Origin of the sequence: Gibbsiella greigii (assembly GCF_039540155.1) — a bacterium.
Lineage (GTDB): Bacteria > Pseudomonadota > Gammaproteobacteria > Enterobacterales > Enterobacteriaceae > Gibbsiella > Gibbsiella quercinecans.
Genome location: NZ_BAABEM010000052.1, coordinates 58,834 through 83,236, shown reverse-complemented (window position 1 = coordinate 83,236; position 24,403 = coordinate 58,834). Strand labels below are relative to the sequence as shown.

The window sequence follows — 24,403 nt, the reverse complement described above, 5'->3', positions numbered from 1 at the left end:
AGGTTAGATGTTATAGTAGCGGCTATCTATCAGGCCAGATTGAGGTAAGGATGAGTCAGGTTGCCACCGCAAAACAGCGTGAAGTACAACGTATCGTTGAGGCGCTGTCGGTTGCTATTGCTCAGCACCGGCTAAAGCCCGGTGCCCGGTTGGTGGAAGCGCAGATTGTCGAAGCACTGAATGCCAACCGCAACCATGTGCAGGCCGCGTTGCAGCGCCTGGCGTTGCTGCATATTGTCACCATTGAGCCGAACCGCGGCGCGATGGTGGCGCAGCCAGAGGCGCGGGAGGCGCGTGAGATTTTCATTGCCCGCCGCGCCATTGAAAGTGCGATTGTGGCCTCTATCACGCCGGAGCGTATCGCGCAGTTTAGCGACGAGATCGCCGCCCAGCAGCAGGCGGAGCGCGCAGCGGCGCAGCGGCAGGATCGCCGGGACATTGTGCGCGAGCTCAGCGCCTTTCACCTGCTGCTGGCCAGTGTCAGCGGCAATAAAGTGCTGGGGGAAATCCTTGCCAACCTGATGGTGCGCAGTTCGCTGATTGTCGCGCTTTATCAGCGCAACGATACGCCGGCCTGCCAATGCGCGGAACACGGTGCGATTGTGGCGGCGCTAGCGGCTGGCAAGGTGGAAGAGGCGCAGCGGATCATGCTGGCGCATTTAAATGAGCTGGAGGCGGAACTGGCGCTGGATCTGGATCCAGCGGCTGGCGCGATGTCGCTGCGCCAGGCGCTGAATGCTGAAGCAAGCCTAGCGAAGTAACGCGGCGCGCGGGCGGTGGAAGGTCTGGCGCCCGCGCTTAAAGCCCATTCTGGGTGCGGCGATCTCCGCCACCACCTGATCGGCGCGTTCGGCGTCAAACACCACAAAATCCGCCTGGCAGCCCGGCGTTAACCCGTAATCCTTCAGGCGCAGCAGCCGTGCCGCCTGGCTCGAGATCCACGACAGGCAGCGCAGCAGATCCGCCTGGGTGCCGAGCTGGCGGACGTTGGCGAACAGGTTGGCTTGCCGCACCAGCGATGCATCGCCAAACGGCGTGAACGGGTTGGCGATATTGTTGGTGGAAAGCGAACAGACGACGCCAAGGCTATCCAGTTCATCTACCGGCGCTACGCCGCGCGGTTTGAGCGCAAAGCGATCGCGTGCGGTGAGGAACAGATCGGTGGCGGGTAGGGCGGTGATCTGCACCCCGGCCAGCGCCAGTTCAGCGCCCAGAGCCCGCAGCGCATCTTGTTCCAGCAGCGCCAGCTTGGTGACGTGCCCAGCGGTCACGCGCCCGCCGCGCCGCCAACGGCGCGTTTGGTTGATCACCTCATCGATTAATCGGTTTTCCGGCAAAAGATCAAAATCGAGGTGGAAATCCAGATCGACATCGTACTGCGCCGCCAGCGCAAACAGCCGCCGGATCTGCCCGATCGGATCGCTGTCGGTGTAGGGGCAGCCGCCCAACAGATCCGCGCCGCTGGCCAGCGCCTCGCACAACAGCGCTTCGGTGCCGGGGTTATTGAGCATCCCTTCCTGCGGGAACACGCACAGTTGCAGATCAATCGCCCAGGCGTAATCGGCCTGCAGACGGCGAATGGCGTTAAAGCCCGTCAGGCCTATCACCGGATCGATCTCGATATGGGTGCGCATGTGGCTGGTGCCCTGCATAATCGCCATTTCCAGCACGTTGGCCCCGCGCTGATAGACATCTTGCTCGCTGAAATCCGTCTTGGCGCGCGCCGTTTCGCGGATGGCTTCCGCCAGCGTGCCTTCCTGTTGGCGGCAGCGATCGATAATACAGGCTTTATCCAGGTGGATATGGGTTTCGATCAGGCCGGGCAGCACCAGCGCGCCCTGCAGATCCAGCGTTTCGGCCGGCGCCGCCAGGACGGCGACAAAACGCCCGTCCTCAATCAACAGGCTGTGCAGCCCCGGCTGGTTCGCCAGGCGCGCGTTCATTATCTTAAGGCGTTTCATGCGTTCGCAGCTCCCAGCCAGGCGTCGGCCAGATCCGCCTGCGCCAACAGATCCTTAGCGCGGCCGGCTTTCACCACGACGCCCGATTCCAGCACCAACGCCCGATCGGCAATGGTCAGCGCCAGGTTGGCCATCTGATCCACCAGCAACAGCGTAACGCCCTCATCGCGCAGCGCTGCCAGCGCATCGTACAGCTCGCCGATCATCGCCGGCGAGAGGCCAAGACTCGGCTCATCCAGCAGCAGGATCGAAGGGCGCGACATCAGGCCGCGGCCGATCGCCACCATCTGCTGTTCACCGCCGGAAAGCAGCCCTGCCGGGCTGTGCAGCCGCTCACGCAGCCGCGGGAAGCGTGTCAGCACCTTTTCGATCTCCGCCTGCGGATCGTGTCTTTCGGCACAGGCATGCTGGCCGATCAGCAGGTTATCCAGCACCGTCATCTGCGGGAATAACTGCCGCCCTTCCGGCACCAATGCCAGGCCGCGAGCGGCAATCTGGCTGGCGTTCAGTTCTTTGATTGAATGGTCGTGCAGATAAATCGCGCCGCTGCGCGCCGGATGCAGGCCGGCGAGGGTTTGCAGAATGGTGGATTTGCCCGCGCCGTTGGCGCCGAGGATCGCGACCGTTTCCCCCGGATTGACGCTGAAGCTGACGTCGCGCACCACCGGCGCGGCGCCGTAATCCAGCGTCAGTTGGTTCACCACCAGCCCCGGCTGACCATCGGAATACAGCGCCCGCTGGCGCGGTTTACCGCGGTAGTCGGTGCCGCCGAGGTAGGCCGCCACGACGGCCGGATTGCGCTGCACTTCGGCGGGTGCGCCGTGCGCCAGTGGTTTGCCGGCGTCCAGTACCTGGAGCCGATCGCTCACTGCCATGACCAACGCCATATCGTGCTCGACGACGATTATCGCCAGCCCAAAGCTTGCCAGCCGGCGCAGCAGTGGGATCAGCGCGTCGGTTTCTTCCCGGCTCAGGCCCGCCGCCGGTTCATCAAGTAGCAGCAGGGCCGGGTTAAGCGCCAGCGCGCGGGCGATCTCTACCAGCCGCCGATCGACGTGCGGCAGATCTTCCGCCGGGGTATGTACCGAACCGCGGTAACCCACCAACGCCAGCAGCGCGAGCGCAATATCATGGGCCTCGGCGGCCGGGCGCCGCCACGGCAACCCCTGCCTGCCGCGTTGTTGGGCTACCAACAAGTTCTCCAGCACGCTCATGCCGCTGAATAGCTGGGTGGTTTGGTAGGTGCGGGCGATGCCGTTGCGGGCGACTCGCCAAGCGGCCAGCCCGCGCAGTTCCCGTTGCAACTGGATGCTGCCGTTGTCGGCGCGGTAAAAGCCGCTAATCATATTCAGTACGGTGGTTTTCCCGGCACCGTTAGGGCCGATCAGTCCCAACACTTCCCCGCCGCGCACGCTAAAGCTGACGTCCTTCGCCGCCTGTACGCCGCCGAAGCGGATACCGATATTTTCCACCTTCAGCAGCGGCTGGCCGCTGTGGCTGAAATGGCGTTGCAGCAGGGCGGCGTCAGGCGTTTGCGGCGCCAATGCTACCGGCGGTTTCGCCAGCCAGCGGCCCAGGGTGCCCAGCAGCCCGCGCGGCGCCAGCCACAGTACCACCAGCAACAGCACGGCGAAGATCAGCAACCGGTATTCGGCAAATGAGGACAACAGTTCCGGCAGCACAACGATCAACAGCGCCCCCAGCACCGGCCCTAACAGCGTGCCGCTGCCGCCGATAACGACGGCGAGAATAAACAATATCGACTGCGAAAAAGGGAAGGAATCCGGGTTGATGAACATCATCAGCGGCGCCACCAGGGCGCCGGCGGCGCTGGTCAACACGGCGGAAAGGGTAAAGGCGAGGGTTTTGCTCACCACGGGGTTAAAGCCCAGCGAACGCGCGGCGATTTCGCTGGCTTTCACTGCGCGCATCGCCAGCCCCCATTGGCTGTGCTGCAGGCGGGCGAAGCCGCACAGCGCCGCCATCATCAGCAGACCGCAGCAAACCGCCAGGCCGATAGCCGGATCGAGCCCGCCGAATTCAGGCATCGGGATGCCCATCAGGCCGTTCGAGCCGCCGGTCACATCACGCCACTCGATCAACACATGGCGCACGACCAGCGCAAAAGCGATAGTGATCATCGCCAGGAATGGGCCGCTTACGCGCAGCGCCGGGATCGCCAGCAGGCCGCCGATCAGGCCGCATGCCAGCATTGCCGCCAGCATCGCTATGCCGAGCGGCAGCCCGGCCAGGGTCAGCCCGGCGGAAATATAGGCTCCCAGCGCATAAAACGCGATATGGCCGAAGGAAACCTGGCCGCTCAGCCCAAGCAAAATATTCAGGCCGGCGACGGTGGTGACGCCAAGCGCAAACAGTGAAAACACCAGCAGCGCATAGCTGCCGAGGAAAAAGGGCAGTAGCAGGGCGATCACGCCAAGCAGTGCCAAAGCCACCGTATTGACAGGAAAACGTTGCATTACACTTTCACCCTCAGTTTTTTACCAAACAGCCCGTCGGGGCGCAGCGCCAGCGCCAGGATCACCAGCGAGAAGGTGAAAATCTGCGTAAAGGCGGAGCCAAACCACAGCGTGACCAGCGCTTCGCTAAGGCCAAACAGCAGTCCGGCGATCCAGATGCCGCTGCTGCTGGCCAGGCCGCCCAGGATCGCCACGGCAAAGGCTTTCAGGCCAAACAACGTGCCCATGTCGCTGTGGATATTGAATAGCGGCGCAATCAGTAGCCCGGCCAGCGCAGCGAACAGCGTGGAGAGGGCAAAGGCCACGGCCACCACGGTGTTGACGCGAATGCCCATCAACTGTGCGGCGCGCGGGTTTTGCACCGTGGCCTCCAGCACTTTGCCCAGGCGGCTATAGCGGCGCACCAGCGTCAGCGCCACCACAATCACCAGGCCGGTGAGCGGGATCAGCAGGTTAATCAGCGACAGTTGATTGCCGAACAGCGTGAAGTTGACGTCGGTCACCGGGAACTGGCGCGGCTCTTTACCGAAGGTGAACATCGCCAGGTTATCCACCAGGATGCCGCCCGCCACCGTCGCCATCAGCCAGGCGTCCGAATTGCGTGCGACAAACGGGCGCACCAGCAGGCGCTCGATCAACATGCCGTACAGCGCGCAGCACAGCAATGTGGCGGGCAGCGCCAGCCACAGCGGCCAGCCCCAACTGACGCTTAGCGTGTAGCCGAGCGTGGCGCCGACCATCATCGCACTGCCCTGTGCGAAGTTAAGCGTGCGCGACACAATCCAGGTGATATGAAAGCCGAGCGCCAGCAGCGCATACATGCTGCCGAGGCTCAGGCCGGTGGTCAGGGCAGTGCTCCACATGGTCAGGTTCCTCGCGTGGGTTACTCGTTAACCGGGACGATCTGCTCGCCGACGAAGTGGGCGAAGACATAGTCTTTTGGCCCCAGAGCATCGTGCTGTTCTGGGGTGAAGGGTTGCGTGTAGTGCTTGATCAGGCCGGGGTAATCCTTAATGGCGTAGAAACCGTCGCGCACCGCCGTGCCGTCCAGGCTGCCGGCGTTGTTCATCGCCATGGCGGTCAGGTGCATGGCGTCATAGGCATTGGCGATGCCCACTGCAGGGGTAACGTCGGCCAGGTTTTTGATCTGCGGATATTTGGTTTTCAGCGCCGTCAGCACCCGTTCGGCCTTGGCGGAGTTGTGTTCGGTAAAGACAAAGGTTTGGATGAAGGTCACGCGATCGGCCCCCGGCCCGGCCAGCTCGCTAAAGCGCCCGCCCGCCGGCCCCCAATGGGAAACCACCGGCACCTGCCAGTTCATTTTATGCAGCGATTTCACCACCTGAGCGGAAGGGCCCACGTTGCCGACCATCAATAAGGCATCGGCGCCGGCATTTTTCAGCCGGGTTAACTGCGGCACCAGATCGACATCGCTGTCTTCGATACGCTCAACGCCGGCGATCGGTAGGTTGCGCTTTTGCAACGCGGCGCGAAAGCCTTTCTCGTTGGATTCGCCCCACGGGTTGTTCACCAGGATCATACCCGGCTTTTTCATGCCTTTCTTGCTGACGCCGTATTCCACCAGCGCTTCGTCCACCAACTCATCCACCGCCGAGACGCGGAACACATAGTTTTGTTTCGCCCCGTTCTGGGTGATGCCGGTGCCCGCCGCCCAAATGCCGACGAACGGCATTTTCAACTGATTGGCTAACGGCACAATCGCCAGCGATACCGGCGTATCCAGCCCGCCAAACAGCACCGCCACTTTCTCGCGCTGGATCAGTTCGCGCGCCGCCAGCATGCCTTTACTGGGATTGCTTTCGTCATCGCGGCGCACCAGCGCCAACGGGCGGCCCTTTACGCCCCCTGCGGCGTTGATTTCGTCGATGGCGATGGTCAGGCCGCGCGTCAGCGCTTCACCGGACTTGGCCGACTGACCGGTGAGCGCCGCCACCAGACCGACTTTAATCGGTTCTTCCGCCGCCAGGGCGCCGGCTGACATCAGGGTAAACAGAGTGGCTGCCGCAGTGTGCAGGCGCCAGTTTTTCAGGCGTGATTTTCCGAACATGTTGCACCTCAGATGGATTGCTAGCTATTTTGTATATTATTTCTAGCAATTTGAGTGCCAGTTTGATATTGCTGAAAAGCCGCGCCAAACGGCGTGTAATTCCCGCGAAGTTGCGCCATTTTGGTGCCGACGCGTCAAAGTAGTGCAGCGATAACACAGGAGTGCTTATGTCTGAGATTGAAAACGCCGTTGAGATCGTAAAAGGCTTTCTGGAGGCTTCGATGGCCCCCGATGCGGTGCGCGCCGCGACCTACATGCACCCACAGGTTAAGATCACGTTTACCGGCAAGCGCGAAATGCCCACCACCCAAGGTATCACCGACTTTAACGGCGCACGCTATAAATGGGTGAAAAAACGCGTTGAGCAGTTTGACTGGATGGATCGCGGCGATCATGTCGTGGTGTATTCCAACGGCACGCTGTATGGCGAATGGCCGGACGGCCGCCCGTTTGCCGGCAACCGTTATCTGGATCGCTATGAAGTGCGCGGCGGCAAGATCGTTAAAATGGATGTGTGGAACGACAGCGCCGAGTGGATTCTGGCGCCGGAAATCGCACAGGCTGAGTAGCGGCCCGCTTTAGCCGGCGTGGAGCCAGGTTTTATAGTGCGCGGGCCAGGCCACGGTAGCGGTGCCGGGCCGGCCCATGCCAAAGCCATGGCCGCCGGTCGCGTAGCGGTATAATGCTACCGGCACATGCTCACGCCGGCAGGCGGCGGCCATGATCAAGGTATTCGCCGGGTTGGACACGTTATCGTCTTTGGCTTGCACCAGGAACATCGGCGGCGTGCGCGGCGTGACAAAATTTTGCACCGACCACTGCGCATTGATGGCATCCGTGGCGTGCGGGCCAGCCAGCAGTTTGTGCGTCGCACTGTGGGTATAGGGCCGTTCAAGAGTGATGATCGGGTAGATCAACGCCGCGCGATCGGCATAAGCCGGGGTGTCGTCCAGCGCATCCTGTGCCGGGTAGCTTGGGTAATCCGGGCGGCAGGCGGCCAGCCCCAGCAGATGTCCGCCGGCGGAGAAGCCCAGCACAGTAAGGTGCTTCTCGCGGCTGCGGACAATACGCAACGCGCGCTGCGCATCCTGCAGTGCAACCTGGTTGCCATCGCGCCAGCCTTCCCCCGGCAGGCGGTAGCTCAAAACATACGCCGTATACCCCTGGTTCGTCAGCCAAACGGCGGCCGGCCATGCTTCTTTTGCCATCTCCATGCGCTTGTAGCCGCCGCCGGCAGCGATAAGCACGGCATGCCCGTTCGGCTTTGCCGGTTGGAAAACCGCCAGGGACGGGTACGCTACATGGCTCAACGCCCCGTAGGCCGACCAACGCTCATCGCCGGCGGGGCCGCCGCCGCCGGGCGGAACCGCCGGCCATAACGGCAGCGTTATCGGTTTGCCGGGCGCGACCGGCGGCTGCGCGAAGCCTGTTCCCATCCGCAGTACGAAAAGTGCGCCGGCCGAACCGGCGATAAACTGACGGCGATCCATCACGTTTTGTTTCCCCCAATTTGCCAACACCGCATCAAACCACGCCAAGCCGATGATATATGACGGCGGGGCAACGGTTAGCCATGCCAGGCGTATAGCCGTGTTTAGTTTATGTTCAGCGCTTGGGTATACTCAGTTGTGTCTTGCCATCGTGCATGAGCGCCGCTGCCCCTGCCCGAATAAGCGCAACGGCTCACGCTACAGCATAAAGGGGCCAGTAAATGAATATTATTGCACATGTCGAAATACCCGTAGCCCGGCTCGAACGGGCCATCCATTTTTACAGTACGGTGTTCGGCATCCGGCTGGGGGAGGTGGTGGTTATCCACGATAGCCAAATGGCCTATTTCCCCTTCGAGGAGGGCAAGGACGGTGCCAGCGGGGCGCTGGCCCAGGGCGACGCCTACGTGCCGAGCAGGGAAGGTGTGGTTGTCTATTTCAGCGTCGCCGATATTGATCATGTTCTGGCGAAAGCGGCGGCGTTGGGAAGTGAAACGCTGTTTCCGAAAACCGCGATCGGCGCCGCCGGATTTATTGCAGAAATCACCGATAGCGAAGGCAACCGCATTGCGGTGCAAACGGCCTGAGAGGCTGATGCGCGGCGTGCGGCATGGTCGGCGTAAAAGGGGAAGACAATGGCGTGCAGCCATTTGCATTTCGGCGGTTTATACTCGCTTAGCCGTCTAGACATATAGCCGTAAACCCGTGTAGCATACAGAAAGTCTTATGCGATCGGGGTCTATCCAATGGGAAGTTCGATAACCATACTCGATGGTGGTATGGGGCGCGAGTTGGCGCGTATTGGCGCGCCTTTCCGCCAGCCGGAATGGTCGGCGCTGGCGCTGTATGAAGCGCCGGAACGGGTGCGAGAAGTCCACCAAAGCTTTATCAATGCCGGTGCTGAAGTGATAACCACCAACAGCTATGCCGTGGTGCCTTTTCACATTGGCGAGGCACGTTTCCAGCAGGATGGGCAACGCCTGGCCGCGCTGGCTGGCCAGTTGGCGCGTGAAGCGGCGGCAGCGGCGGCGGTGCCGGTGCGCGTAGCGGGATCGTTGCCGCCCGCGCTAGGGTCTTATCGCCCCGATCTGTTTGAACGGGACAAAGCACAGGCCATCCACCGTGTGCTTATCGCTGCCCAGGCACCCTATGTCGATCTTTGGCTGGGCGAAACCATCAGTTCCATTGCCGAAGCCGAGGCCATTCAGGCGCTATTGCAAGGCAGCCCACAGCCGCTTTGGCTCTCTTTCAGCCTGCATGACGATATTAATGATGTAAAACCAGACAGCGTATTGCGCTCGGGTGAACGCGTTACGGATGCGGTTGCTGCGGCTATCCGGCTGGGGGCGCAGAACGTGTTGTTTAACTGCAGCCACCCGGAAGTGATGCTGTCTGCGGTGTGGCAGGCCCATGAAACCCTGGCACGGCTGGGCGCCACGGCGGGCATCGGCGTTTACGCCAATGCCTTTGAAGGCGGCAGCAACGGCGGGGGCGCTAACCAGGGCCTGAGCGCGTTGCGTAAAGACACCCATCCGCAAGGCTATCTGCAGTGGGCGCTCGAATGGCAGCAGGCCGGGGCCACGCTGGTGGGTGGCTGTTGCGGCATTGGCCCGGAGCATATTGCGGCGCTGGCGCATGCATTGAAATAACCAGAAGAAAATATAATCCCCCTGTGGTTAGCCCAGGGCATAAAAAACAAAATCCAGGAAAACAACATCATGAATCGTCGTCATTTTTTAAAAACCACGGGTGCCGTTGCGGCGGCGGCGGCCTTTAGCAGTTGGCCACTCTCTTCAGCATGGGCACAAGATGCTGCGGGCACGCCGAAAAAGGGCGGCCACCTGGTCATCGGTATGGATAACGGTTCGACAACCGATCGGCTCGATCCGGCGTTTTGGTTCGAGTCTTACATGTACGTTGTCGGCTCGCAGTTGTTCAACTGCCTGGTTGACGTTGATGAGCAGGGCAAGATCGTGCCGTCGTTGGCGGAATCCTGGGAAACGCAGGATGGCAGCCGTACCTGGATCCTCAACCTTCGCAAAGGCGTGGTGTTCCACGACGGCCGTACGCTGGGCGCCAAAGACGTTATTTATTCACTGAACCACCACCGCGCGAAGGATTCCAGCTCCTCGGTTAAAGGTTATCTGGAGCCTGTGGTATCGATCACGGCGACTGATACTCACCAGGTGACGATCAAGCTGCAGGAGCCGAACGTGGAGTTCATTGCGTTGCTGAGCGATGTGCACTTCGTGATTACGCCGGAAAATGAAAGCTTCGATAAGGGCATAGGCACCGGCGCCTTCATTCTGGAAAGCTTCAAACCCGGCGTGCGCACGCTGACCAAACGTAATCCAAACCACTGGAATAGCGCCCACGGCCACGTCGATTCGGTTGAAACCCTGGCGATGTCCGATTCGACCGCGCGGGTTGCTGCGCTGGTCAGCGGTTCGGTGCATATCATCAACCGCGTTAACCCGCGTATCGTCGGCCGGCTGAAAAACATGCCGTCGATCCAACTGCTGCGTTCGCGCGACAGCCAGATTTTCACCTTCCCCGGCCTGGCGACGGCCGCGCCGTTCAATACGCTGGATGGCCGGTTGGCGCTGAAATATGCCATCGATCGCCAGCAGATGATCCAGACCGTGCTGGGCGGTTACGGCACCCTGGCCAACGATAACCCGATCTTCCCGTCCAGCCCGTATTTCGCCAAAGATATCCCGCAGCGCCCGTACGATCCGGAAAAGGCCAAATTCCACTGGCAGAAAACCGGCTTCAGCGGGCCGTTGACGCTCTCCGTGGCGGAAGCCGGTTTCCCCGGCGCGGTGGATGCCGGCCAGCTTTACCAGGCTTCCGCCAAACGCGCCGGGATCCCCCTCAATGTGGAACGGGTGCCGGACGACGCCTTCTGGGATAACGTGTGGATGAAGAAAACCTTCGTCTCTTCCAACTGGTCGATGCGGCCTACGGCGGATGCATTGTTGTCGCTGGTGTTTACCAGCAACGCCCCATGGAACGAATCGCAGTGGAAAGAGCCCGCATTCGATCAACTGGTGGTTGCGGCGCGTGGCGAACAGGATGAACAGAAACGCCGCCAGATCTACCACGATATTCAACTGATGCTGGTAGAGAAGGGCAGTGAGATCATCCCGTTGTATGCCGATTCGTTGGACGCCTCCAGCAACAAAGTAAAAGGCTTTACCGCTATTCCGGGGTTCACCATGAGTGGCAACCGTGCTGCGGAAAAAGTCTGGTTGGCGTAACGGCCGATGGATAATTCAGCCACATTAAATGGGGGCCTGCGCCTGGTACTGTTTAAGCTGATCGGCCAGCGTTTGCTGGCCGGTGTGGTGATGCTGCTGGTGGTTTCACTGCTGATCTTTGCCGGTATTCAACTGTTGCCCGGCAACGCGGCGACTGCGATTCTCGGGCAGACCGCTACGCCGCAGGCGGTGGCGGCACTGAATCAACAGTTGGGGTTGGATCAACCGGCTCTACAGCGCTATCTGAGCTGGCTTGCCGGCGTGCTGCAAGGGGATTTCGGCCACAGTTTCACCACGCGCGAGGCGATTGGCCCGGTGCTGCTCGAACGTTTGGGCAACAGCCTGTCGCTGGCGTTTTTCACGGCGCTGGTGGCGGTGCCGCTGTCGCTGGTGATTGGCTTTCTTTGCGCCCGTTACCAGAGCCGCTGGCCGGATCGGGTTTTGAGCTTGTTTACCCGCACGGCGGTGTCGCTACCGGAGTTTTTCTCTGGCTATCTGCTGATACTGGTCTTTTCCATCACGCTGTTCTGGCTGCCGAGCAACAGCAGTATCTCTGAGGGCATGCCGCTCGGCCAGCGGCTGCTGGCGATAGCGCTGCCGTGCCTGACGTTGATCCTGGCGGTGCTGGGGCATATGAGCAATATGACGCGTGCGGCGCTGGTGAATGCACAAAACGCCGCCTATGTGGATACCGCCTTGATGAAAGGGCTCTCTTCTTCTGCGATCCTGTTTCGCCACGTGTTGCCCAACGCCTGGGGGCCGATCATTAACGTGATCGTGTTGAACCTGGCCTACCTGATGGTGGGCGTGGTGATTGTCGAGAACGTATTTGTCTATCCCGGCCTTGGCCAGTATATGGTCGACAGCATCAGCAAGCGTGACATCCCGGTGATCCAGGACTGTGCGCTGCTTTTAGCGGCAATTTACATTCTGCTTAATCTGCTGGCAGACGTGGTGGCGCTGGTTGCCAACCCGCGCTTGCTGCATGGCCGTTAAGGGCATCGGCGGCCCCGATATGTTTAAGAAACAAGGAATACCTTTGGATGTTTAGCCTGAAGTTATCCGCCATTCCCGGAATGCTGGGTATGCTGCTGTTTATTTTGGTGGCGCTCTGCGCCCCGTGGATCGCGCCCTATGGCGCCGATCAGGTTGTCGGCGGCGCCTGGGAGGGCATATCGGCCCAGTATTGGTTAGGCACCGACAACCTCGGGCGCGATCTGTTTTCGCGCCTGGTATGGGGCACGCAAACGTCGCTGGGCGTCAGCGCGCTTGCCACGCTGCTGGCGTTCGTTCTTGGTACTGTGCTGGGGTTCCTGGCGGGTTTCTGCCGTGGCTGGGTCGATCAGCTCATTTCACGTCTTAACGATATTTTAATGGCGATCCCAACGCTGATTCTGGCGTTGGTGGTGTTGGCGCTGCTGCCGAAAACCATCCCGATGATTATTCTGGTGCTGGGCGTGCTGGAATCCACCCGCGTGTTGCGCGTGGCGCGCTCGCTGGCGGTGGACATTTCTTCGCAGGAGTTTATCGAAGTGGCGCGCCTGCGTGGGGATTCGGTGAGCTGGATCCTGTGGCGCGAGATTTTGCCTAATGCATTCACTACCCTGATCGCCGAATTTGCGCTGCGCTTTATTTTCGTGCTGCTGTTCCTTTCCTCGCTGTCGTTCCTTGGCCTGGGCATTCAGCCGCCGACGGCGGATTGGGGCGGGCTGGCGCGGGATAATAAAGACGGCATTTTATTCGGTGTATGGGCGGCGTTGCTGCCCGGGGCGGCCATTGCGCTGCTGGCCATTTGTTTGAACAGCGTGGCGGACTGGTTGCTCAGCCGCCATAGCCGCAGTTGGTAGGAGCCCGCGATGAGCACACATTCTTCTTTGCCCTTGCTGCAGGTTGATCAACTGCAGGTCTGCGCGGGCGATGCCGTACTGGTAGACAACATTTCGTTCACCCTGAACAAGGGGCAGGTGCTGGGGCTGATTGGCGAATCCGGCGCCGGCAAATCGACCATTGGCCAGGCGATCCTGGGCCACTGCCGCCAGGGGATGAACATCACGGGCGGGTGCATCCTGTTTGAAGGCCGGGATTTGGCGAGAATGTCAGAGCGCCAACTGCGCAAACTGCGCGGCAGCCGAATCGCCTATGTGGCGCAGTCAGCCTCGGCGGCGTTTAACCCGGCGAAAAAAATCGGCGAGCAGGTGATTGAAAGTGCGTTGCGCCACGGCGTATTCAATCGCCAACAGGCGGTGGCGCGCGCCATCGCGCTGTTTGAGCAACTGCTATTGCCGGAACCGGCGGTCTTTTTCCACCGTTACCCACACCAGGTTTCCGGCGGTCAGTTGCAGCGTGCGATGATCGCCATGAGCATCTGCGCCGGGCCGGATCTGATCATTTTTGACGAACCGACCACCGCGCTGGATGTCACCACCCAGCTTGAAGTGCTGCGCGCCATTGATGCGGTGATCCGCCAAAACGGTGTGGCGGCGATTTATATCAGCCACGATCTGGCGGTGGTGACGCAGATCTCCCAGCGCATTATGGTACTGCGCTACGGTAAGGAGGTTGAAGTGGGGAGTACCGCAGCGCTGTTGGCCGCGCCGCAAGCGGCCTATACGCGTGAACTGCTGCATACTTACGGCGATATTCACGTGCCGCGTACGGCCGCCGCGCCGGTGTTGGTGGTGAAGGATGTGTCGTTGCGGTACAACCAGCAGCCGATCTTGCAAGATATCTCGTTGGCGCTCGGGCGTGGGCGCACGCTGGCGCTGATTGGCGAATCCGGCGCCGGTAAATCGACGATTGGCCGGGTGATCTGCGGCCTGGTGACGGCGCAGCGCGGTGCGGTGACGCTGGAAGGGAAACCGCTGCCGGCCACGCTGGCGAAGCGGAGCCGGCAGCAGCTTGGCGCGATACAGATGATCCATCAGCACCCGGATACGGCTCTGAATCCGTGTTTGACCATTGGCCAGCAAATTGAGCGTTCGATGCAGTGCCTGACGGAGCTGCCTGCCGATGCGCGCCGGGCGCGCATCCTCCGGCTGTTGCAACAGGTTGGCTTGCCTGCCGAATTGGCCGAACGTTATCCCAGCCACCTTTCCGGCGGGCAAAAACAGCGGGTATGTATCGCCCGTGCGCTGGCAGTTGAGCCGCAGGTGATCGTCTGCGATGAGCCCACTTCCGCGTTGGATCCACTGGTTGGGCGCGATGTGTTGGCGTTGCTGAAATCTATTCAGCAGGAAACAGGCATTGCTTTGCTGTTTATCACTCACGATCTGAACGTGGTGCGGGCGATTGCCGATGAAGTGATTGTGCTGCGCCACGGCGATATCGTGCGCCGGGGGGAACTGGATCGGGTGTTCACGCCGCCGCTGGATAATTACACCTACACTTTACTTCACGCGGTGCCGGAGATGCGCGCCGGCTGGCTGCAGGAGAAACTGGCTGAAGCCGCGCACGTGGGGTGAGGGATGAAACGCCGTTTACAACGGCGTATCCTTGGCACAGGGAATTGCAATAGGAGTTTATAGATGATACGCCATATTTTATTGATTACATTTAAGGATGATGCCTCAGAGAGCGAAATAGAAAGGTTAAAACAGGCGTTTTTGCATATGCCAGAGCATATCGACGGCGTGTTAACCGTTGAGTGGGGGAACAATGACAGCCCTGAAGGAAAAAATGCCGGTTTTAGCCACTGTGTGGTGATGACTTTCCGCGATGAGCAAACGCGCGAACGCTATTTGCCGCACCCACAGCATGATGCCTTAAAAGAGATCTTCCGGCCGTTGCTGAGCGATATTATCGTCTTTGATTACCCGGTATTGCCGCCCAACGTGAGTGAATAAGGGGGCATCATATTAGAAAAGCGGCCGCAGGGCCGCTTTTGCATGGTAAACCGCTTCAGACATTTAGCGGTTTATTTATCGCGATAATATTTACCCAGTGAGTCAGCCACTTTCATCGCGTCATAGACGTCGTTCGCCGTGACTTTTCTTACCATGTTACCCATGGTGTCGCCTTCGGCGCAGGCAACTTCAGCAACGGCACGCCAGTCTTCTTCTTTCCACTCTTTCAGGCCGAAGTCTTCCAGGCACAGCGGCAGTTTAGCGATTTTGATGATTTTAATGACTTCTTCCAGTTCTTCTTTCGGCGTGTTTTCCAGCACCAATTGGGTTAACAGACCGAACACCACTTTTTCGCCGTGCTGAGCCCGGTGTAATTCCGGCACCACGGACATACCGTTGTTCACCGCATGAGCCGCGGCCAGGCCGCCGGATTCAGCGCCTACGCCGCTGGCGTAGATGGTGGCTTCCAGGCAGGCTTCGAAGGCCGGCGAGCTGACTTTATTTTCCACGGAGATCATCGCCTGCTCGACGTTGGCTTTCAGCAGATCAAAGCACAGCTTGGCGATAGCCAGGCCGGTGGCAGACGGTTTTCTTAGGATCAGGTTCAGGCCGTCGGCGTTGTAGCAGGCGCGGGCTTCAAAGTAGGTGGCCAACGCATCGCCGATGCCGGCAGAGAAAAAGCGCGCCGGCGCTTTCACCAATACGTTGGGATCGGCCAATACGGCATCTGGGTTTTCCGGCAGGAACAGATATTTATCAAATTCACCGTTTTCTTTATATAGCACGGACAGCGCGGTGCAGGGGGCATCAGTAGAAGCGATGGTTGGAACGATGATGACGGGTTTTTTATGCTGGTAAGCCACGGCTTTTGCGGCATCCAGTGTTTTCCCGCCGCCGATGCCGACAATAACATCACAACTGTTTTTTTCTCGTATTTCACACAGGCGATCGACTTCTTTTTGTGTACATTCACCTGCGAATTTTTCTATAACGCTACCGACATTGTTTTTTTGTAGATTGAATTTAGTCGTTGTATTGACGGTATCCAGAAAGAAAACGTCGCAAACAATAAGCGCTTTATTGCCGAAGTCATGAATATACGCACTGGGATCCAGCAGGAGATCTTTTGCGATGATAAATTTCTTTGGAGATGATATTGAGCGGTGATTAGACACGGATTATTCCTTTTTTGTATTGTACTAAATTTTTAAAAATACTATAGATATTTGAACGCTTGCTGATCAAATGAAAGTCGGGGCTAAATTGATCTGGCTCAATTTAGCCGTTCCCTTAAGTTATTTTGATATGAATGGCGGTATTTGTATAGGATTATAATATAATGAAAAAAGATTATTTTTTTGTTTTTGTCCAGTGGGTTTTCCAGTTGGGCTTTTATTGTACTGTCCGGCGGAGTGGGTTTCTCCCCCGCAACTGCTCTTTGGATTAGCACGGAGCAAAGCTTATCCAAATAATATTAATTATCTTAATGAATTAACATGATTTTTTCCGTGATTGCTATTGATTGGCTGTGAGGCATTTTGGTATAGCTATCGCAAGTGATGCGTGAGAAGATCGCTGGGGGCGATTCATAGAAGCTCAGATGAAAAAGCCATTTTAGTGGTTTATTTTCTCACTTATGTCACTTTTTATACCGTGGCGGCCGTTGCGAATGCGCTGTGTTCCGGTAAAAGGCGGTATATCCCGCGGTGTAGGTGGGAAGTTTGTTTGTGATGATGGTTCAATCAGCAAGTCGAAAAATGTGCCGTTAGGCCGAAAAGGTTGGAGAACGTGAGACTATTTTTTATTACTCTGGTGGTGTTGGTCGTGTTTGTCGGGGTTATATCCTACCTGAGCGGCTCTTCGCCCTTCCCCTGGGGCTGAGAGGCGGTTGATATTTTCCCACAGTTTGCAGCCGGCACGTGGGTTGCCGGTATTGTATGCAACTGTTGCCGCCGGGGTCATATCGTTGCCTGAGATCCGGCCGCTGGGCGGCATATTGCCAGGGCAATGGCGAGGCAGATGTTTTGCGTACATTTGGCCGGGGTGGGGCGGTCATTGCCGCCAGTAGCGGCCTTGAAGACGAAATATTAAGCGTTAACTGGATCACGAAAATCATGTAATTTATTGATTTTTAATTAATTTAAATCTCTTTTCTCAGAGTTGACAACCTCAGCCAGCGTTAATATATTTTTTATACCGTGGCCATGCGCTACTGCGCTTTAGTTCGCGGTGGGTAGTGTCGTTATCGGTATTTCTTAATCCCTTGATAGCTTTGCAACACTATTTGGAGGTTTATGTATGAAATATCCTGTTGGCAGTATCGTTAAGCTTATTTCAGAGAATAAGAAAGGCCAGGTTATTAACGTGATACGCTCTGAAAGTGCTTCCCAATATGGTGTTAAATGGGGGGATGGTTCTTACAATATCCACCCAGAAAACGAAGTCAGGCTGGCAAGCTCTGATTTACCTAAGGTTTTCCCATGTTTATATGGTTAATTAATGCCATTTAAATATCTGCATATAAACCATGTTCAGTGCTTTTATTACTTAAAGATGGCAATTGGATGAAGTTTCGGTTTTTTTGTCGTTATAATGGCTTGTAATCATCGCTGTTAATTATCATGACGTTCACCGTTGCATTATTGCGCGTGGTAACCGATGTTGCGCCTCACCCCGGCCATGGCCGGGGTTTTATGTTTTATCCGGGCATGAAAAAAGCCGCCTGTTATCAGGCGGCGGAATGTTTAGCTAAAACGTTACAAAGGTGGTCACAAAAGGGCATTGCGGGCCCGGATGCGACCACTGCAGAATATCCTCTGGCCCTTGGCTGCACAAGAATTCCCCCTGCTTGCTCGTTGAAATAGGAATAACCTCAGCTGGATAAAAACGGGGTTGGGCTGCGGGCGCCTATTTTTGCAAAATCGTCAATGGCCGGGTTGTTTTGCCAGACATGCGTGCCTAATGTTGCTGATGTTTACACGCCGGTAAAATGGGTGATGTTTCGATGTGTTCCACCGCTGTTTGTAGCGTTTGAATTCCAGGTTACATCTGGCCAGGCAAACTTACCTGATGATGACAAATCTATACACTCACCTTGGTAGGGTAGTTCTACCCGATGATGTTGTGTGTTACTCCTTATTCCTTCCTGTAGCGTATTATTCATTCCCATCCTTTATCCCGCCGCGAGCGGGATTTTTTTACCCTATCCTGCGGGCCGGTAGCAAATCCCGCAGGCCGAAGAGCATTTTTTATCATTCAGCCCGACGAATTGCTGTCACCCAAGGGAGGAACGCACTAGATTATTAAGTACCCGTCATACTTCAAGTTGCAGATATGTTGGCGCTGTTGCCTGTAACTCGAATTATTTAGGGTAGAGACCCCACGCGATAACGGGCCATGCGCCCGCCGCGGTCATTCAACTTCAGGAGTACATTATGGCTAAGACTGTGGTTATTTATCATTCCGGCTACGGCCACACGGAACGTCTGGCAAAAACGGTGGCAGAGGGCGCAGGTGCTGAACTGATCGCCATCGATCCGGAAGGCAACATCAGCGAACAGGCCTGGCAAACGCTGGACGAGGCCGATGCCATTATTTTCGGCTCGCCAACGTATATGGGCGGCCCATCGTGGCAATTTAAGAAGTTTGCCGATGCCAGTTCCAAAGCTTGGTTTACCGGCAAGTGGAAAGATAAAGTGTTCGGCGGTTTTACCAACAGCGCCAGTTTGAACGGTGATAAGCAGGTGACGTTGATTGCGCTGCAGACGCTGGCTTCACAGCACGGCGGGCTTTGGGTCAGCCTGGGGCTGATGCCGGCCAATACCAAAGCGGCGCAGCGTACCGACGTCAACAACCTGGGGGGCTCGGTTGGCCTGCTGGCGCAAACTCCGGCGGATGCCAGTGTGGATGAAATGCTGGCCGGCGATTTGGAAACCGCCACGCTATATGGGCAGCGTATTGCAGCGGTAGCCGCAAAACTGGCCTAATAGTATGCTTCCCGCCCCACTTTTGCGTGGGGCGTTACGATCACTCCAGCGCCGTGGTTTTTTTCCTCTTTTTTGCCACGGCGAGATGGCGTTTGGCTTTCCCTGCGGCTCTGGATGAGCGGCACGGTGTCTCATCGGCGGAAATGATGCGCGGTGAACTGAATGACAATACATTACTCTGCGGTTAGGATGATTCTGTTAAAGAAAAGTTGATGTTCGTTATGTATTGATTAGACTTGGTTTCTTCGTTTCAATCGGGTTTATTTATCCTATCAAGTTGCCGAGCTCGCGAATATGCGCATAATTATTCTGGTTATTATGGAATTATGGACAAGGTTATGGATGCCAGAATAAATACTAAACATGGGCTGCCTTTGACGGTCCAATTGATTAACCTTTTTCTACTGGCTTTCTTATTGTCGCTGGTGGGCGTTTTTACCCGGCCGATTGATTCGCTGTCGCTGTTTTGGCCGGTGAATGCCATTTTGCTCGGGCTGCTGCTGCGCAAGCCTGCTTATGCCACACGGCCCGGCTGGGTGGTGATTTATCTGGGGATGATCGCCTCCGATCTGGTGACCGGTGAACACTGGTCGATGGCGCTGTGGCTTAATGCCTGTAACATGGCGATGATCGGTATTGGCTACAGCGTTATGCTGATACTGCCGCAGTCTCAACGGAGGATGGGGCAGCCGCAGGCGATTCTGTACCTGTTTACCGCCAGCCTGCTTGGTGCCGCCGTCGCGTCGACGATGTCGGTGGTGCGCCATGACAACCTATACCATAACCCGTTTGTGGTGGCCTGGGCGGCGTGGTTTAGCGAACAGTTCTCCACCAATCTGCTGATCTTGCCGGTATTTTTGGCGGCCCCGCGCATGAAGCAATTGCTGAACATGCGTTTCAACTGGCAACTGCGCAGTTGTGTGCCGCTGTTGGTGTTGCTGCTGTCTCTCCTGTTCAGTGTGTATATCGGCGGGCCGGGGGCGATTGCTTTCCCGATCCCGGCGCTGCTGTGGTGTGCGGTGCGCTATCAACTCTTTACCGTGACGCTGCTCTCGTTGCTGACTGGGGTTACCGAAATCGTCAGTATTTCTGCCAATCTGCTGCTGTATGGCGCGCCAAACGCCCACAATGAGTTTATCGATACGCTGATGTCGGCGCGGTTGGGCATCGCGATGCTGGTGATGGGGCCTTTGATCCTGTCGAGCTCAATCGCCGTAAATCGCAAGCTGTTACGGCGGCTGGAGCACAGCGCTAATCATGATTTCCTGACCGGCGCCTTAACCCGTAGCGCGCTGACCAGCAAAGCCAGCGAACTGCTGGAGCAGAAACACAAATCGAAAGAAGCACTGTCGCTGCTGTTGATTGATATAGACCATTTTAAACTGATAAACGATACCCACGGCCATGTGGTGGGCGATAGGGTATTGGCGTCTTTTGCCCATATTCTGCGGCGTGAATTGCGCAGCGACCAACTGTTCGGCCGTCTGGGGGGCGAGGAGTTTGCGATTGTGATGCCGCGTGCGTTGGCGGTGCAGGCGGTTGCGCTGGCCGAGCATCTGCGCAAGCTAATCGAACAGGCGGATTTGGATTCGGGCGGTAAAGCCCCGCTGAAGGTGACGATTAGCATCGGCGTCGCCAGCCTGGCGATGAATGAGGTGAAATCGCTGGAGCAGGTTATGAATATGGCCGATATCGCACTGTATCGCGCCAAATCCCTGGGGCGTAATCACGTGGAATCTTTCAACGTGGTGAATGGCAACAGCCTTGGCTACGTCAAATTTAAATAAGCATTACGCCTGCTTGGGTTGAAAACGAACGCCGCAGTTGGGGCAGATCAGCTCGACGTTTTCCTGCAGGCGTGAGCACTGTTGCTTGGTGACATAAGCGCATTTGGGGCAGGCAATTGGTGTGGTGCGTTCGGTGTAGCCTTTAACGCTGCGGGAATGGGGCATAACAACTACCTGCGTAAAGTAAAGAACCACGCTAACACAGGTAGTTTTAAACTGCCTTGATTATTTTCCGGCCCTTTCTTATAGCTGCTTAAGCATGTCGAGCGTTTCGTCGATGTCGATTTCATGCTCAGAGAAAGTATGGGTAACGTTCTGGAAGGTGGTCACTGACAGCATGCGCAGGGTTTGCGTCGCGGCGGGATCCTGGGCGGCCTCTGGCCGGATGCGGTTCATCAGCAGGCCAACCGAGAGCACAGTGTTTTCCTTATCGATCTCGGTTTTTACCGGGGCTTCCTGGGTAAAGGTGTGGAACGATTTAATGCTGGAAATCTTAATCCGTTCATTGGCGATGATGATGTATTTGCTTGGCGCCTGCACTTTGACGGCGTAGGCCGATGGGCCTTTGGCGTTATTGGTCGGCTCAAAGGTGACCGCTGCATCTTTCTTGATAAGCTCCGGGTTTTGCACTTTGACCACGTGAAAATAACGATTTTCCCCGTTCTCATCGCGAATAAAGCCGAAGCCTTTGTCTGCAAAAAAAGTCGTTATCTTGCCGTTCATCGTTATTCTCTAAAGTCGTTAATCCTGTGCTAATCATAACGTGGAATGCCGCGCTATGACAGAGAAAGGGCCCACGGCCGCCGCTGTTAGCCCTATGTCTGCGGCGCTTGAAGAGAATATCTCCGAAAATGGCGCCGTGTGTATGCAGTGTGGGCATCTAAGCTGGCATTCTACCGAGTTTTTCACTTTTTATTTATTTTATGTGATCCCGATAGTGGACAAAATCCGATCTAGTTGCTGTACTGTATTTGACACACGTTTTGTGTCTTACATTCACGTTAAAGGTAAGTTTGATGTCCAAGATTAAAGGTAGCGTTAAGTGGTTTAATGAATCCAAAGGCTTCGGTTTCATCACCCCTGAAGATGGCAGCAAAGACGTTTTCGTTCATTTCTCCGCCATTGTCAGCAACGGTTTCAAAACCCTTGCCGAAGGCCAGCGTGTAGAGTTTGAAATCACTAACGGCGCCAAAGGCCCGTCTGCTGCCAACGTTACCGCTATCTAAGCTATCGCAGCTGATTTTCTTAAAACCCGCGCCTTTGCGCGGGTTTTTTATCGCCTGGCGATCACGGTTGCGTGCGGCGCGCCATAAAGACAAACAGCACTATCGCAATAAAATAGCAGCCGACGATGGTGAGCGCCATCGAAACGCTGGAGGTGCCGCCCAGCCCGGTTAGCGGCACGCTGCAGGCGCCGAGGGCGAACATGCACACCCCGATTAACGCTGAAGCGCTGCCTGCATTTCCGCCTTGCGACTGCATCGCCAGCGATGACGCCGTGGGGCCGACCACGCCAATGGCGGCGACCGAGAAGAACAACGTTACCAGCAGCAGCGCCAGCGAGGTATGCATCAGGCTTGCCAGCAACAACAGTAACGATGCCACGGCCGCTAACGCCAACCCCCCCTTCAGCACGCGCCATTCCCCCCACAGGCCGCTGATGCGCGCCGTCAGTTGGGAGGCGATAATCAGGCCGATACCATTAACCGCAAAACACAGGCTAAATGCCTGCGGGCTAAGGCCATAGATTTGCTGTAGTACAAACGGCGAGGCGCCGATGTAAGCGAACATGCCCGCTAAAGTAAAACCTTGTGTCAGGCACAGGCCCATAAACTGGCGCTGCCTGGCGAGCGCGCCAAGGGAGAGCAGCATTGCCACGATGCCCCCCTGGCTACGCCGCTCCATGGGCAGGGTTTCGTGCAGCTTGAAGGCGGTTAGGGTAAACAGCGCCAGGGCAATGATCGCCAGCGCGGAGAAGATGCCTCGCCAGTCGAGAAACTGCAGCATAACGCCGCCCATTACCGGGGCGATAATCGGCGCCAGACCGTTGATTAGCATCAACAGGGCGAAAAAGCGCGTCAATTCATGCCCGGTGTACAGATCGCGCGCGACGGCGCGTGAAATGACCGCACCGCCGGCGCCGGCCACCCCTTGCAGCAACCTGGCAATCAGCAGTTGTTCGATGCTGGGGGCCAGCGCGCACCACAACGAGGTGGCCAGCAACAGCAGCAGGGAAATCAGCAGGGGGCGCATGCGGCCGAGTTTGTCGCTGTATGGCCCGAAGATCAGCTGCCCCATACCAAGCCCCAGCAGCCCGGCGGTCAGGCTAAGCTGGGCGGCGGCGGTGGATGTCTGCAGTTCGCTGGCGATTTCCGGCATGGCAGGAAGGTAAAGATCGGTGCAAAGTGGGCCAAGCGCGGCCAATAAGCCTAAAATAACGGCATACAGCAGGCGTTGCCGGGCGGTTTGTTTGACCATGTGATGGTTACCTAAGTAGTAATGATGGCTAAATTGTAGTGCACGCGTCGGAAAGCGGGTTAACGCCCGCCAATCCAACTTACCAGCAGGAATGCCAGCAACGTCATTGCCAGTGAGCCGAGCAGGTTGAGCGCAACGTTGGCCAGTGCCCAGGCAAAACGGCCGTCCTGCAGCAGATAAACCACTTCAAAGGAAAAGGCGGAAAAGGTGGTCAAGCCGCCGCAAAACCCCGTCGTGATTAACAGCTTCAGCGTGGGATCGACCGTGTTCATGCGCATAAACAGCGCCATCGCCAGGCCGATAATAAAACAGCCGACCAGGTTCACGGCCAGTGTGCCCAGTGGGATGTGGGCATGGAGCGGGTTCAACTTCAAGTTCATTGCCCAGCGCAGCGCGCTGCCTAAACCACCACCAATAAATACAGCCAAAAAAGCGTTAAACATGATCAAAACAACCTTTCATAACAGATAGGGAAAAGTCACTCAGAAAGGCCCGGGCGTAATGCTACGCACCTCTCTGAGAGGTTACGTAGACATCATCAGCCGGTTAAGGCGGTTATGGAGGAATGCCATCTCCGTTAGCCAGCGCGGTTTTCCACTCTGGCGCAGCGATTTTACACTGCGCGCGGCCGTTTTTGTAGTGGCGGCAGTATAAAGAGGCGGGCAGCCGGCACTGGCCCCAGGTTTTATCGGTTTCTGCCAGGCGCATACGATCTCACTCTGTTACATGTTGCTGTTGTTTTACCCGGCTGAAAGCCGCTAAATAACAGCAGGCAAGGTTTGTTTTCTCGCTGCCGCGGGCAGCTATAATGAAAAAAGAAGGTGAGTATGGAAGGTATTAGTATTACCAAACTTCTGGTTATTGCGGTGTTGGTGGTGTTGCTGTTCGGCACCAGCAAACTGCGCACCCTGGGCGCGGACCTGGGCGCGGCGCTGAAAGGCTTTAAAAAAGCGGTCAGCGATGATTCGACTACGGCGCAAAACAGCGCAGAGAATACTTCAGCGCAGCCTGGCGTTGAGAAGAAAGACATCTAACGCGTTCGTCATTTCCTTCC

24 protein-coding genes, 1 pseudogene and 1 riboswitch are annotated in these 24,403 nt (G+C 57.2%); of the genes and pseudogenes, 15 read left to right on the top strand and 10 right to left on the bottom strand.

What is annotated here, in order from left to right; translation table 11 throughout:
- The first annotated feature begins 50 nt into the window (after positions 1 to 50).
- Positions 51 to 761, top strand: coding sequence for a GntR family transcriptional regulator (locus AC559G_RS24070; RefSeq protein WP_498915174.1), 711 nt, complete (start codon positions 51 to 53; stop codon positions 759 to 761).
- On the opposite strand, the gene AC559G_RS24065 is transcribed toward AC559G_RS24070, so the two are convergent.
- The 4 genes from AC559G_RS24065 to AC559G_RS24050 are packed head-to-tail and all read right to left on the bottom strand — an operon-like array spanning position 750 to position 6,506.
- On the bottom strand, positions 750 to 1,961 hold the full coding sequence (locus AC559G_RS24065) for an amidohydrolase family protein (protein ID WP_498915173.1): 1,212 nt from the start codon (positions 1,959 to 1,961) through the stop codon (positions 750 to 752). The two genes, AC559G_RS24070 and AC559G_RS24065, sit on opposite strands and share 12 nt — an antisense overlap.
- Positions 1,958 to 4,438 carry a branched-chain amino acid ABC transporter ATP-binding protein/permease gene (locus AC559G_RS24060; RefSeq protein WP_498915171.1) on the bottom strand — a complete coding sequence of 827 codons (2,481 nt, stop codon included), beginning with the start codon at positions 4,436 to 4,438 and terminating at the stop codon, positions 1,958 to 1,960. The genes AC559G_RS24065 and AC559G_RS24060 overlap by 4 nt, the downstream gene beginning before the upstream one ends.
- Entirely contained in the window at positions 4,438 to 5,301 is an 864-nt protein-coding gene (locus tag AC559G_RS24055; RefSeq protein WP_498915169.1) for a branched-chain amino acid ABC transporter permease, read from the bottom strand. The genes AC559G_RS24060 and AC559G_RS24055 overlap by 1 nt, the downstream gene beginning before the upstream one ends.
- Positions 5,302 to 5,321: 20 nt before the next feature.
- Complete coding sequence (locus tag AC559G_RS24050) at positions 5,322 to 6,506, bottom strand: ABC transporter substrate-binding protein (protein WP_498915167.1); 1,185 nt, start codon at positions 6,504 to 6,506, stop codon at positions 5,322 to 5,324.
- Between the two features lie 167 nt (positions 6,507 to 6,673).
- Between AC559G_RS24050 and AC559G_RS24045 the strand changes: the two genes are divergently transcribed.
- Complete coding sequence (locus AC559G_RS24045) at positions 6,674 to 7,075, top strand: nuclear transport factor 2 family protein (RefSeq protein ID WP_498915165.1); 402 nt, start codon at positions 6,674 to 6,676, stop codon at positions 7,073 to 7,075.
- Positions 7,076 to 7,084: 9 nt separating this feature from the next.
- On the opposite strand, the gene AC559G_RS24040 is transcribed toward AC559G_RS24045, so the two are convergent.
- A complete protein-coding gene (locus tag AC559G_RS24040) occupies positions 7,085 to 7,996 on the bottom strand; it encodes an alpha/beta hydrolase (protein WP_498915310.1) in 912 nt (303 codons plus the stop codon).
- Positions 7,997 to 8,217: 221 nt separating this feature from the next.
- Between AC559G_RS24040 and AC559G_RS24035 the strand changes: the two genes are divergently transcribed.
- The 7 genes from AC559G_RS24035 to AC559G_RS24005 all read left to right on the top strand — a co-directional run bounded on the left by AC559G_RS24035 (position 8,218) and on the right by AC559G_RS24005 (position 15,098).
- Positions 8,218 to 8,583 (top strand): VOC family protein, encoded by a 366-nt coding sequence (locus tag AC559G_RS24035; protein WP_498915163.1) that lies wholly within the window; start codon positions 8,218 to 8,220, stop codon positions 8,581 to 8,583.
- Between the two features lie 159 nt (positions 8,584 to 8,742).
- The gene (locus tag AC559G_RS24030) at positions 8,743 to 9,645 is read left to right on the top strand and encodes a homocysteine S-methyltransferase family protein (protein ID WP_498915161.1); all 903 of its coding nucleotides are present in this window, start codon (positions 8,743 to 8,745) and stop codon (positions 9,643 to 9,645) included.
- A gap of 69 nt (positions 9,646 to 9,714) precedes the next feature.
- Positions 9,715 to 11,256: an ABC transporter substrate-binding protein gene (locus AC559G_RS24025; protein ID WP_498915159.1), complete on the top strand. Its 1,542-nt coding sequence runs from the start codon at positions 9,715 to 9,717 to the stop codon at positions 11,254 to 11,256.
- A gap of 6 nt (positions 11,257 to 11,262) precedes the next feature.
- A complete protein-coding gene (locus AC559G_RS24020; protein WP_498915157.1) occupies positions 11,263 to 12,252 on the top strand; it encodes an ABC transporter permease in 990 nt (329 codons plus the stop codon).
- Between the two features lie 47 nt (positions 12,253 to 12,299).
- Positions 12,300 to 13,103 carry an ABC transporter permease gene (locus AC559G_RS24015; RefSeq protein ID WP_438597249.1) on the top strand — a complete coding sequence of 268 codons (804 nt, stop codon included), beginning with the start codon at positions 12,300 to 12,302 and terminating at the stop codon, positions 13,101 to 13,103.
- Positions 13,104 to 13,112: 9 nt separating this feature from the next.
- Positions 13,113 to 14,717 (top strand): ABC transporter ATP-binding protein, encoded by a 1,605-nt coding sequence (locus tag AC559G_RS24010; protein ID WP_498915155.1) that lies wholly within the window; start codon positions 13,113 to 13,115, stop codon positions 14,715 to 14,717.
- A gap of 63 nt (positions 14,718 to 14,780) precedes the next feature.
- Positions 14,781 to 15,098 (top strand): Dabb family protein, encoded by a 318-nt coding sequence (locus tag AC559G_RS24005; RefSeq protein WP_498915153.1) that lies wholly within the window; start codon positions 14,781 to 14,783, stop codon positions 15,096 to 15,098.
- Positions 15,099 to 15,169: 71 nt separating this feature from the next.
- Here the strand turns inward: AC559G_RS24005 and AC559G_RS24000 are convergent, their stop codons facing one another.
- A complete protein-coding gene (locus AC559G_RS24000; RefSeq protein WP_498915151.1) occupies positions 15,170 to 16,273 on the bottom strand; it encodes a glycerol dehydrogenase in 1,104 nt (367 codons plus the stop codon).
- Between the two features lie 436 nt (positions 16,274 to 16,709).
- On the opposite strand from AC559G_RS24000, the pseudogene AC559G_RS23995 reads away from it, so the two are divergent.
- From AC559G_RS23995 to AC559G_RS23980, 4 genes and pseudogenes are all read left to right on the top strand, one after another.
- A pseudogene (locus AC559G_RS23995) lies at positions 16,710 to 16,890 on the top strand (YdcA family protein).
- 506 nt (positions 16,891 to 17,396) lie between these two features.
- Positions 17,397 to 17,594 (top strand): hypothetical protein, encoded by a 198-nt coding sequence (locus AC559G_RS23990; protein WP_438597245.1) that lies wholly within the window; start codon positions 17,397 to 17,399, stop codon positions 17,592 to 17,594.
- Between the two features lie 938 nt (positions 17,595 to 18,532).
- The gene (locus AC559G_RS23985) at positions 18,533 to 19,084 is read left to right on the top strand and encodes a flavodoxin family protein (protein WP_498915149.1); all 552 of its coding nucleotides are present in this window, start codon (positions 18,533 to 18,535) and stop codon (positions 19,082 to 19,084) included.
- Positions 19,085 to 19,410: 326 nt separating this feature from the next.
- Positions 19,411 to 20,871: a GGDEF domain-containing protein gene (locus AC559G_RS23980; RefSeq protein WP_498915147.1), complete on the top strand. Its 1,461-nt coding sequence runs from the start codon at positions 19,411 to 19,413 to the stop codon at positions 20,869 to 20,871.
- Between the two features lie 3 nt (positions 20,872 to 20,874).
- Here AC559G_RS23980 and AC559G_RS23975 read toward each other — a convergent pair whose 3' ends face one another.
- Positions 20,875 to 21,036, bottom strand: coding sequence for a YnfU family zinc-binding protein (locus AC559G_RS23975; RefSeq protein ID WP_165907003.1), 162 nt, complete (start codon positions 21,034 to 21,036; stop codon positions 20,875 to 20,877).
- Positions 21,037 to 21,114: 78 nt separating this feature from the next.
- The gene (locus AC559G_RS23970) at positions 21,115 to 21,594 is read right to left on the bottom strand and encodes a cold-shock protein (protein ID WP_438597242.1); all 480 of its coding nucleotides are present in this window, start codon (positions 21,592 to 21,594) and stop codon (positions 21,115 to 21,117) included.
- Positions 21,595 to 21,887: 293 nt separating this feature from the next.
- Here AC559G_RS23970 and cspE point away from each other — a divergent pair, with 293 nt between their 5' ends.
- On the top strand, positions 21,888 to 22,097 hold the full coding sequence (cspE, locus tag AC559G_RS23965) for a transcription antiterminator/RNA stability regulator CspE (protein ID WP_004940030.1): 210 nt from the start codon (positions 21,888 to 21,890) through the stop codon (positions 22,095 to 22,097).
- Between the two features lie 61 nt (positions 22,098 to 22,158).
- Here the strand turns inward: cspE and AC559G_RS23960 are convergent, their stop codons facing one another.
- Both AC559G_RS23960 and crcB read right to left on the bottom strand, forming a co-directional pair.
- Complete coding sequence (locus AC559G_RS23960) at positions 22,159 to 23,349, bottom strand: multidrug effflux MFS transporter (protein WP_438597241.1); 1,191 nt, start codon at positions 23,347 to 23,349, stop codon at positions 22,159 to 22,161.
- 59 nt (positions 23,350 to 23,408) lie between these two features.
- Complete coding sequence (crcB, locus tag AC559G_RS23955) at positions 23,409 to 23,792, bottom strand: fluoride efflux transporter CrcB (protein ID WP_121554811.1); 384 nt, start codon at positions 23,790 to 23,792, stop codon at positions 23,409 to 23,411.
- Between the two features lie 79 nt (positions 23,793 to 23,871).
- Positions 23,872 to 23,934, bottom strand: a riboswitch (Fluoride riboswitch).
- Between the two features lie 242 nt (positions 23,935 to 24,176).
- Between crcB and tatA the strand changes: the two genes are divergently transcribed.
- Positions 24,177 to 24,383 (top strand): Sec-independent protein translocase subunit TatA, encoded by a 207-nt coding sequence (gene tatA, locus AC559G_RS23950; RefSeq protein ID WP_438597240.1) that lies wholly within the window; start codon positions 24,177 to 24,179, stop codon positions 24,381 to 24,383.
- Positions 24,384 to 24,403: the final 20 nt, after the last annotated feature.

Bases quoted from the DNA above. Each gene is read 5' to 3' on its own strand.
- AC559G_RS24005 (WP_498915153.1), top strand. From the start codon at position 14,781: ATGATACGCCATATTTTATTGATTACATTTAAGGATGATGCCTCAGAG.
- AC559G_RS23975 (WP_165907003.1), bottom strand. From the start codon at position 21,036: ATGCCCCATTCCCGCAGCGTTAAAGGCTACACCGAACGCACCACACCA.
- AC559G_RS24010 (WP_498915155.1), top strand. From the start codon at position 13,113: ATGAGCACACATTCTTCTTTGCCCTTGCTGCAGGTTGATCAACTGCAG.
- AC559G_RS24050 (WP_498915167.1), bottom strand. From the start codon at position 6,506: ATGTTCGGAAAATCACGCCTGAAAAACTGGCGCCTGCACACTGCGGCA.
- crcB (WP_121554811.1), bottom strand. From the start codon at position 23,792: ATGTTTAACGCTTTTTTGGCTGTATTTATTGGTGGTGGTTTAGGCAGC.
- AC559G_RS23980 (WP_498915147.1), top strand. From the start codon at position 19,411: ATGGACAAGGTTATGGATGCCAGAATAAATACTAAACATGGGCTGCCT.
- AC559G_RS23960 (WP_438597241.1), bottom strand. From the start codon at position 23,349: ATGGTCAAACAAACCGCCCGGCAACGCCTGCTGTATGCCGTTATTTTA.
- AC559G_RS24040 (WP_498915310.1), bottom strand. From the start codon at position 7,996: ATGGATCGCCGTCAGTTTATCGCCGGTTCGGCCGGCGCACTTTTCGTA.
- AC559G_RS24065 (WP_498915173.1), bottom strand. From the start codon at position 1,961: ATGAAACGCCTTAAGATAATGAACGCGCGCCTGGCGAACCAGCCGGGG.
- AC559G_RS23985 (WP_498915149.1), top strand. From the start codon at position 18,533: ATGGCTAAGACTGTGGTTATTTATCATTCCGGCTACGGCCACACGGAA.
- AC559G_RS24015 (WP_438597249.1), top strand. From the start codon at position 12,300: ATGTTTAGCCTGAAGTTATCCGCCATTCCCGGAATGCTGGGTATGCTG.
- AC559G_RS24045 (WP_498915165.1), top strand. From the start codon at position 6,674: ATGTCTGAGATTGAAAACGCCGTTGAGATCGTAAAAGGCTTTCTGGAG.
- tatA (WP_438597240.1), top strand. From the start codon at position 24,177: ATGGAAGGTATTAGTATTACCAAACTTCTGGTTATTGCGGTGTTGGTG.
- cspE (WP_004940030.1), top strand. From the start codon at position 21,888: ATGTCCAAGATTAAAGGTAGCGTTAAGTGGTTTAATGAATCCAAAGGC.
- AC559G_RS24020 (WP_498915157.1), top strand. From the start codon at position 11,263: ATGGATAATTCAGCCACATTAAATGGGGGCCTGCGCCTGGTACTGTTT.
- AC559G_RS24060 (WP_498915171.1), bottom strand. From the start codon at position 4,438: ATGCAACGTTTTCCTGTCAATACGGTGGCTTTGGCACTGCTTGGCGTG.
- AC559G_RS24025 (WP_498915159.1), top strand. From the start codon at position 9,715: ATGAATCGTCGTCATTTTTTAAAAACCACGGGTGCCGTTGCGGCGGCG.
- AC559G_RS24070 (WP_498915174.1), top strand. From the start codon at position 51: ATGAGTCAGGTTGCCACCGCAAAACAGCGTGAAGTACAACGTATCGTT.
- AC559G_RS23990 (WP_438597245.1), top strand. From the start codon at position 17,397: ATGAAATATCCTGTTGGCAGTATCGTTAAGCTTATTTCAGAGAATAAG.
- AC559G_RS23970 (WP_438597242.1), bottom strand. From the start codon at position 21,594: ATGAACGGCAAGATAACGACTTTTTTTGCAGACAAAGGCTTCGGCTTT.
- AC559G_RS24055 (WP_498915169.1), bottom strand. From the start codon at position 5,301: ATGTGGAGCACTGCCCTGACCACCGGCCTGAGCCTCGGCAGCATGTAT.
- AC559G_RS24035 (WP_498915163.1), top strand. From the start codon at position 8,218: ATGAATATTATTGCACATGTCGAAATACCCGTAGCCCGGCTCGAACGG.
- AC559G_RS24030 (WP_498915161.1), top strand. From the start codon at position 8,743: ATGGGAAGTTCGATAACCATACTCGATGGTGGTATGGGGCGCGAGTTG.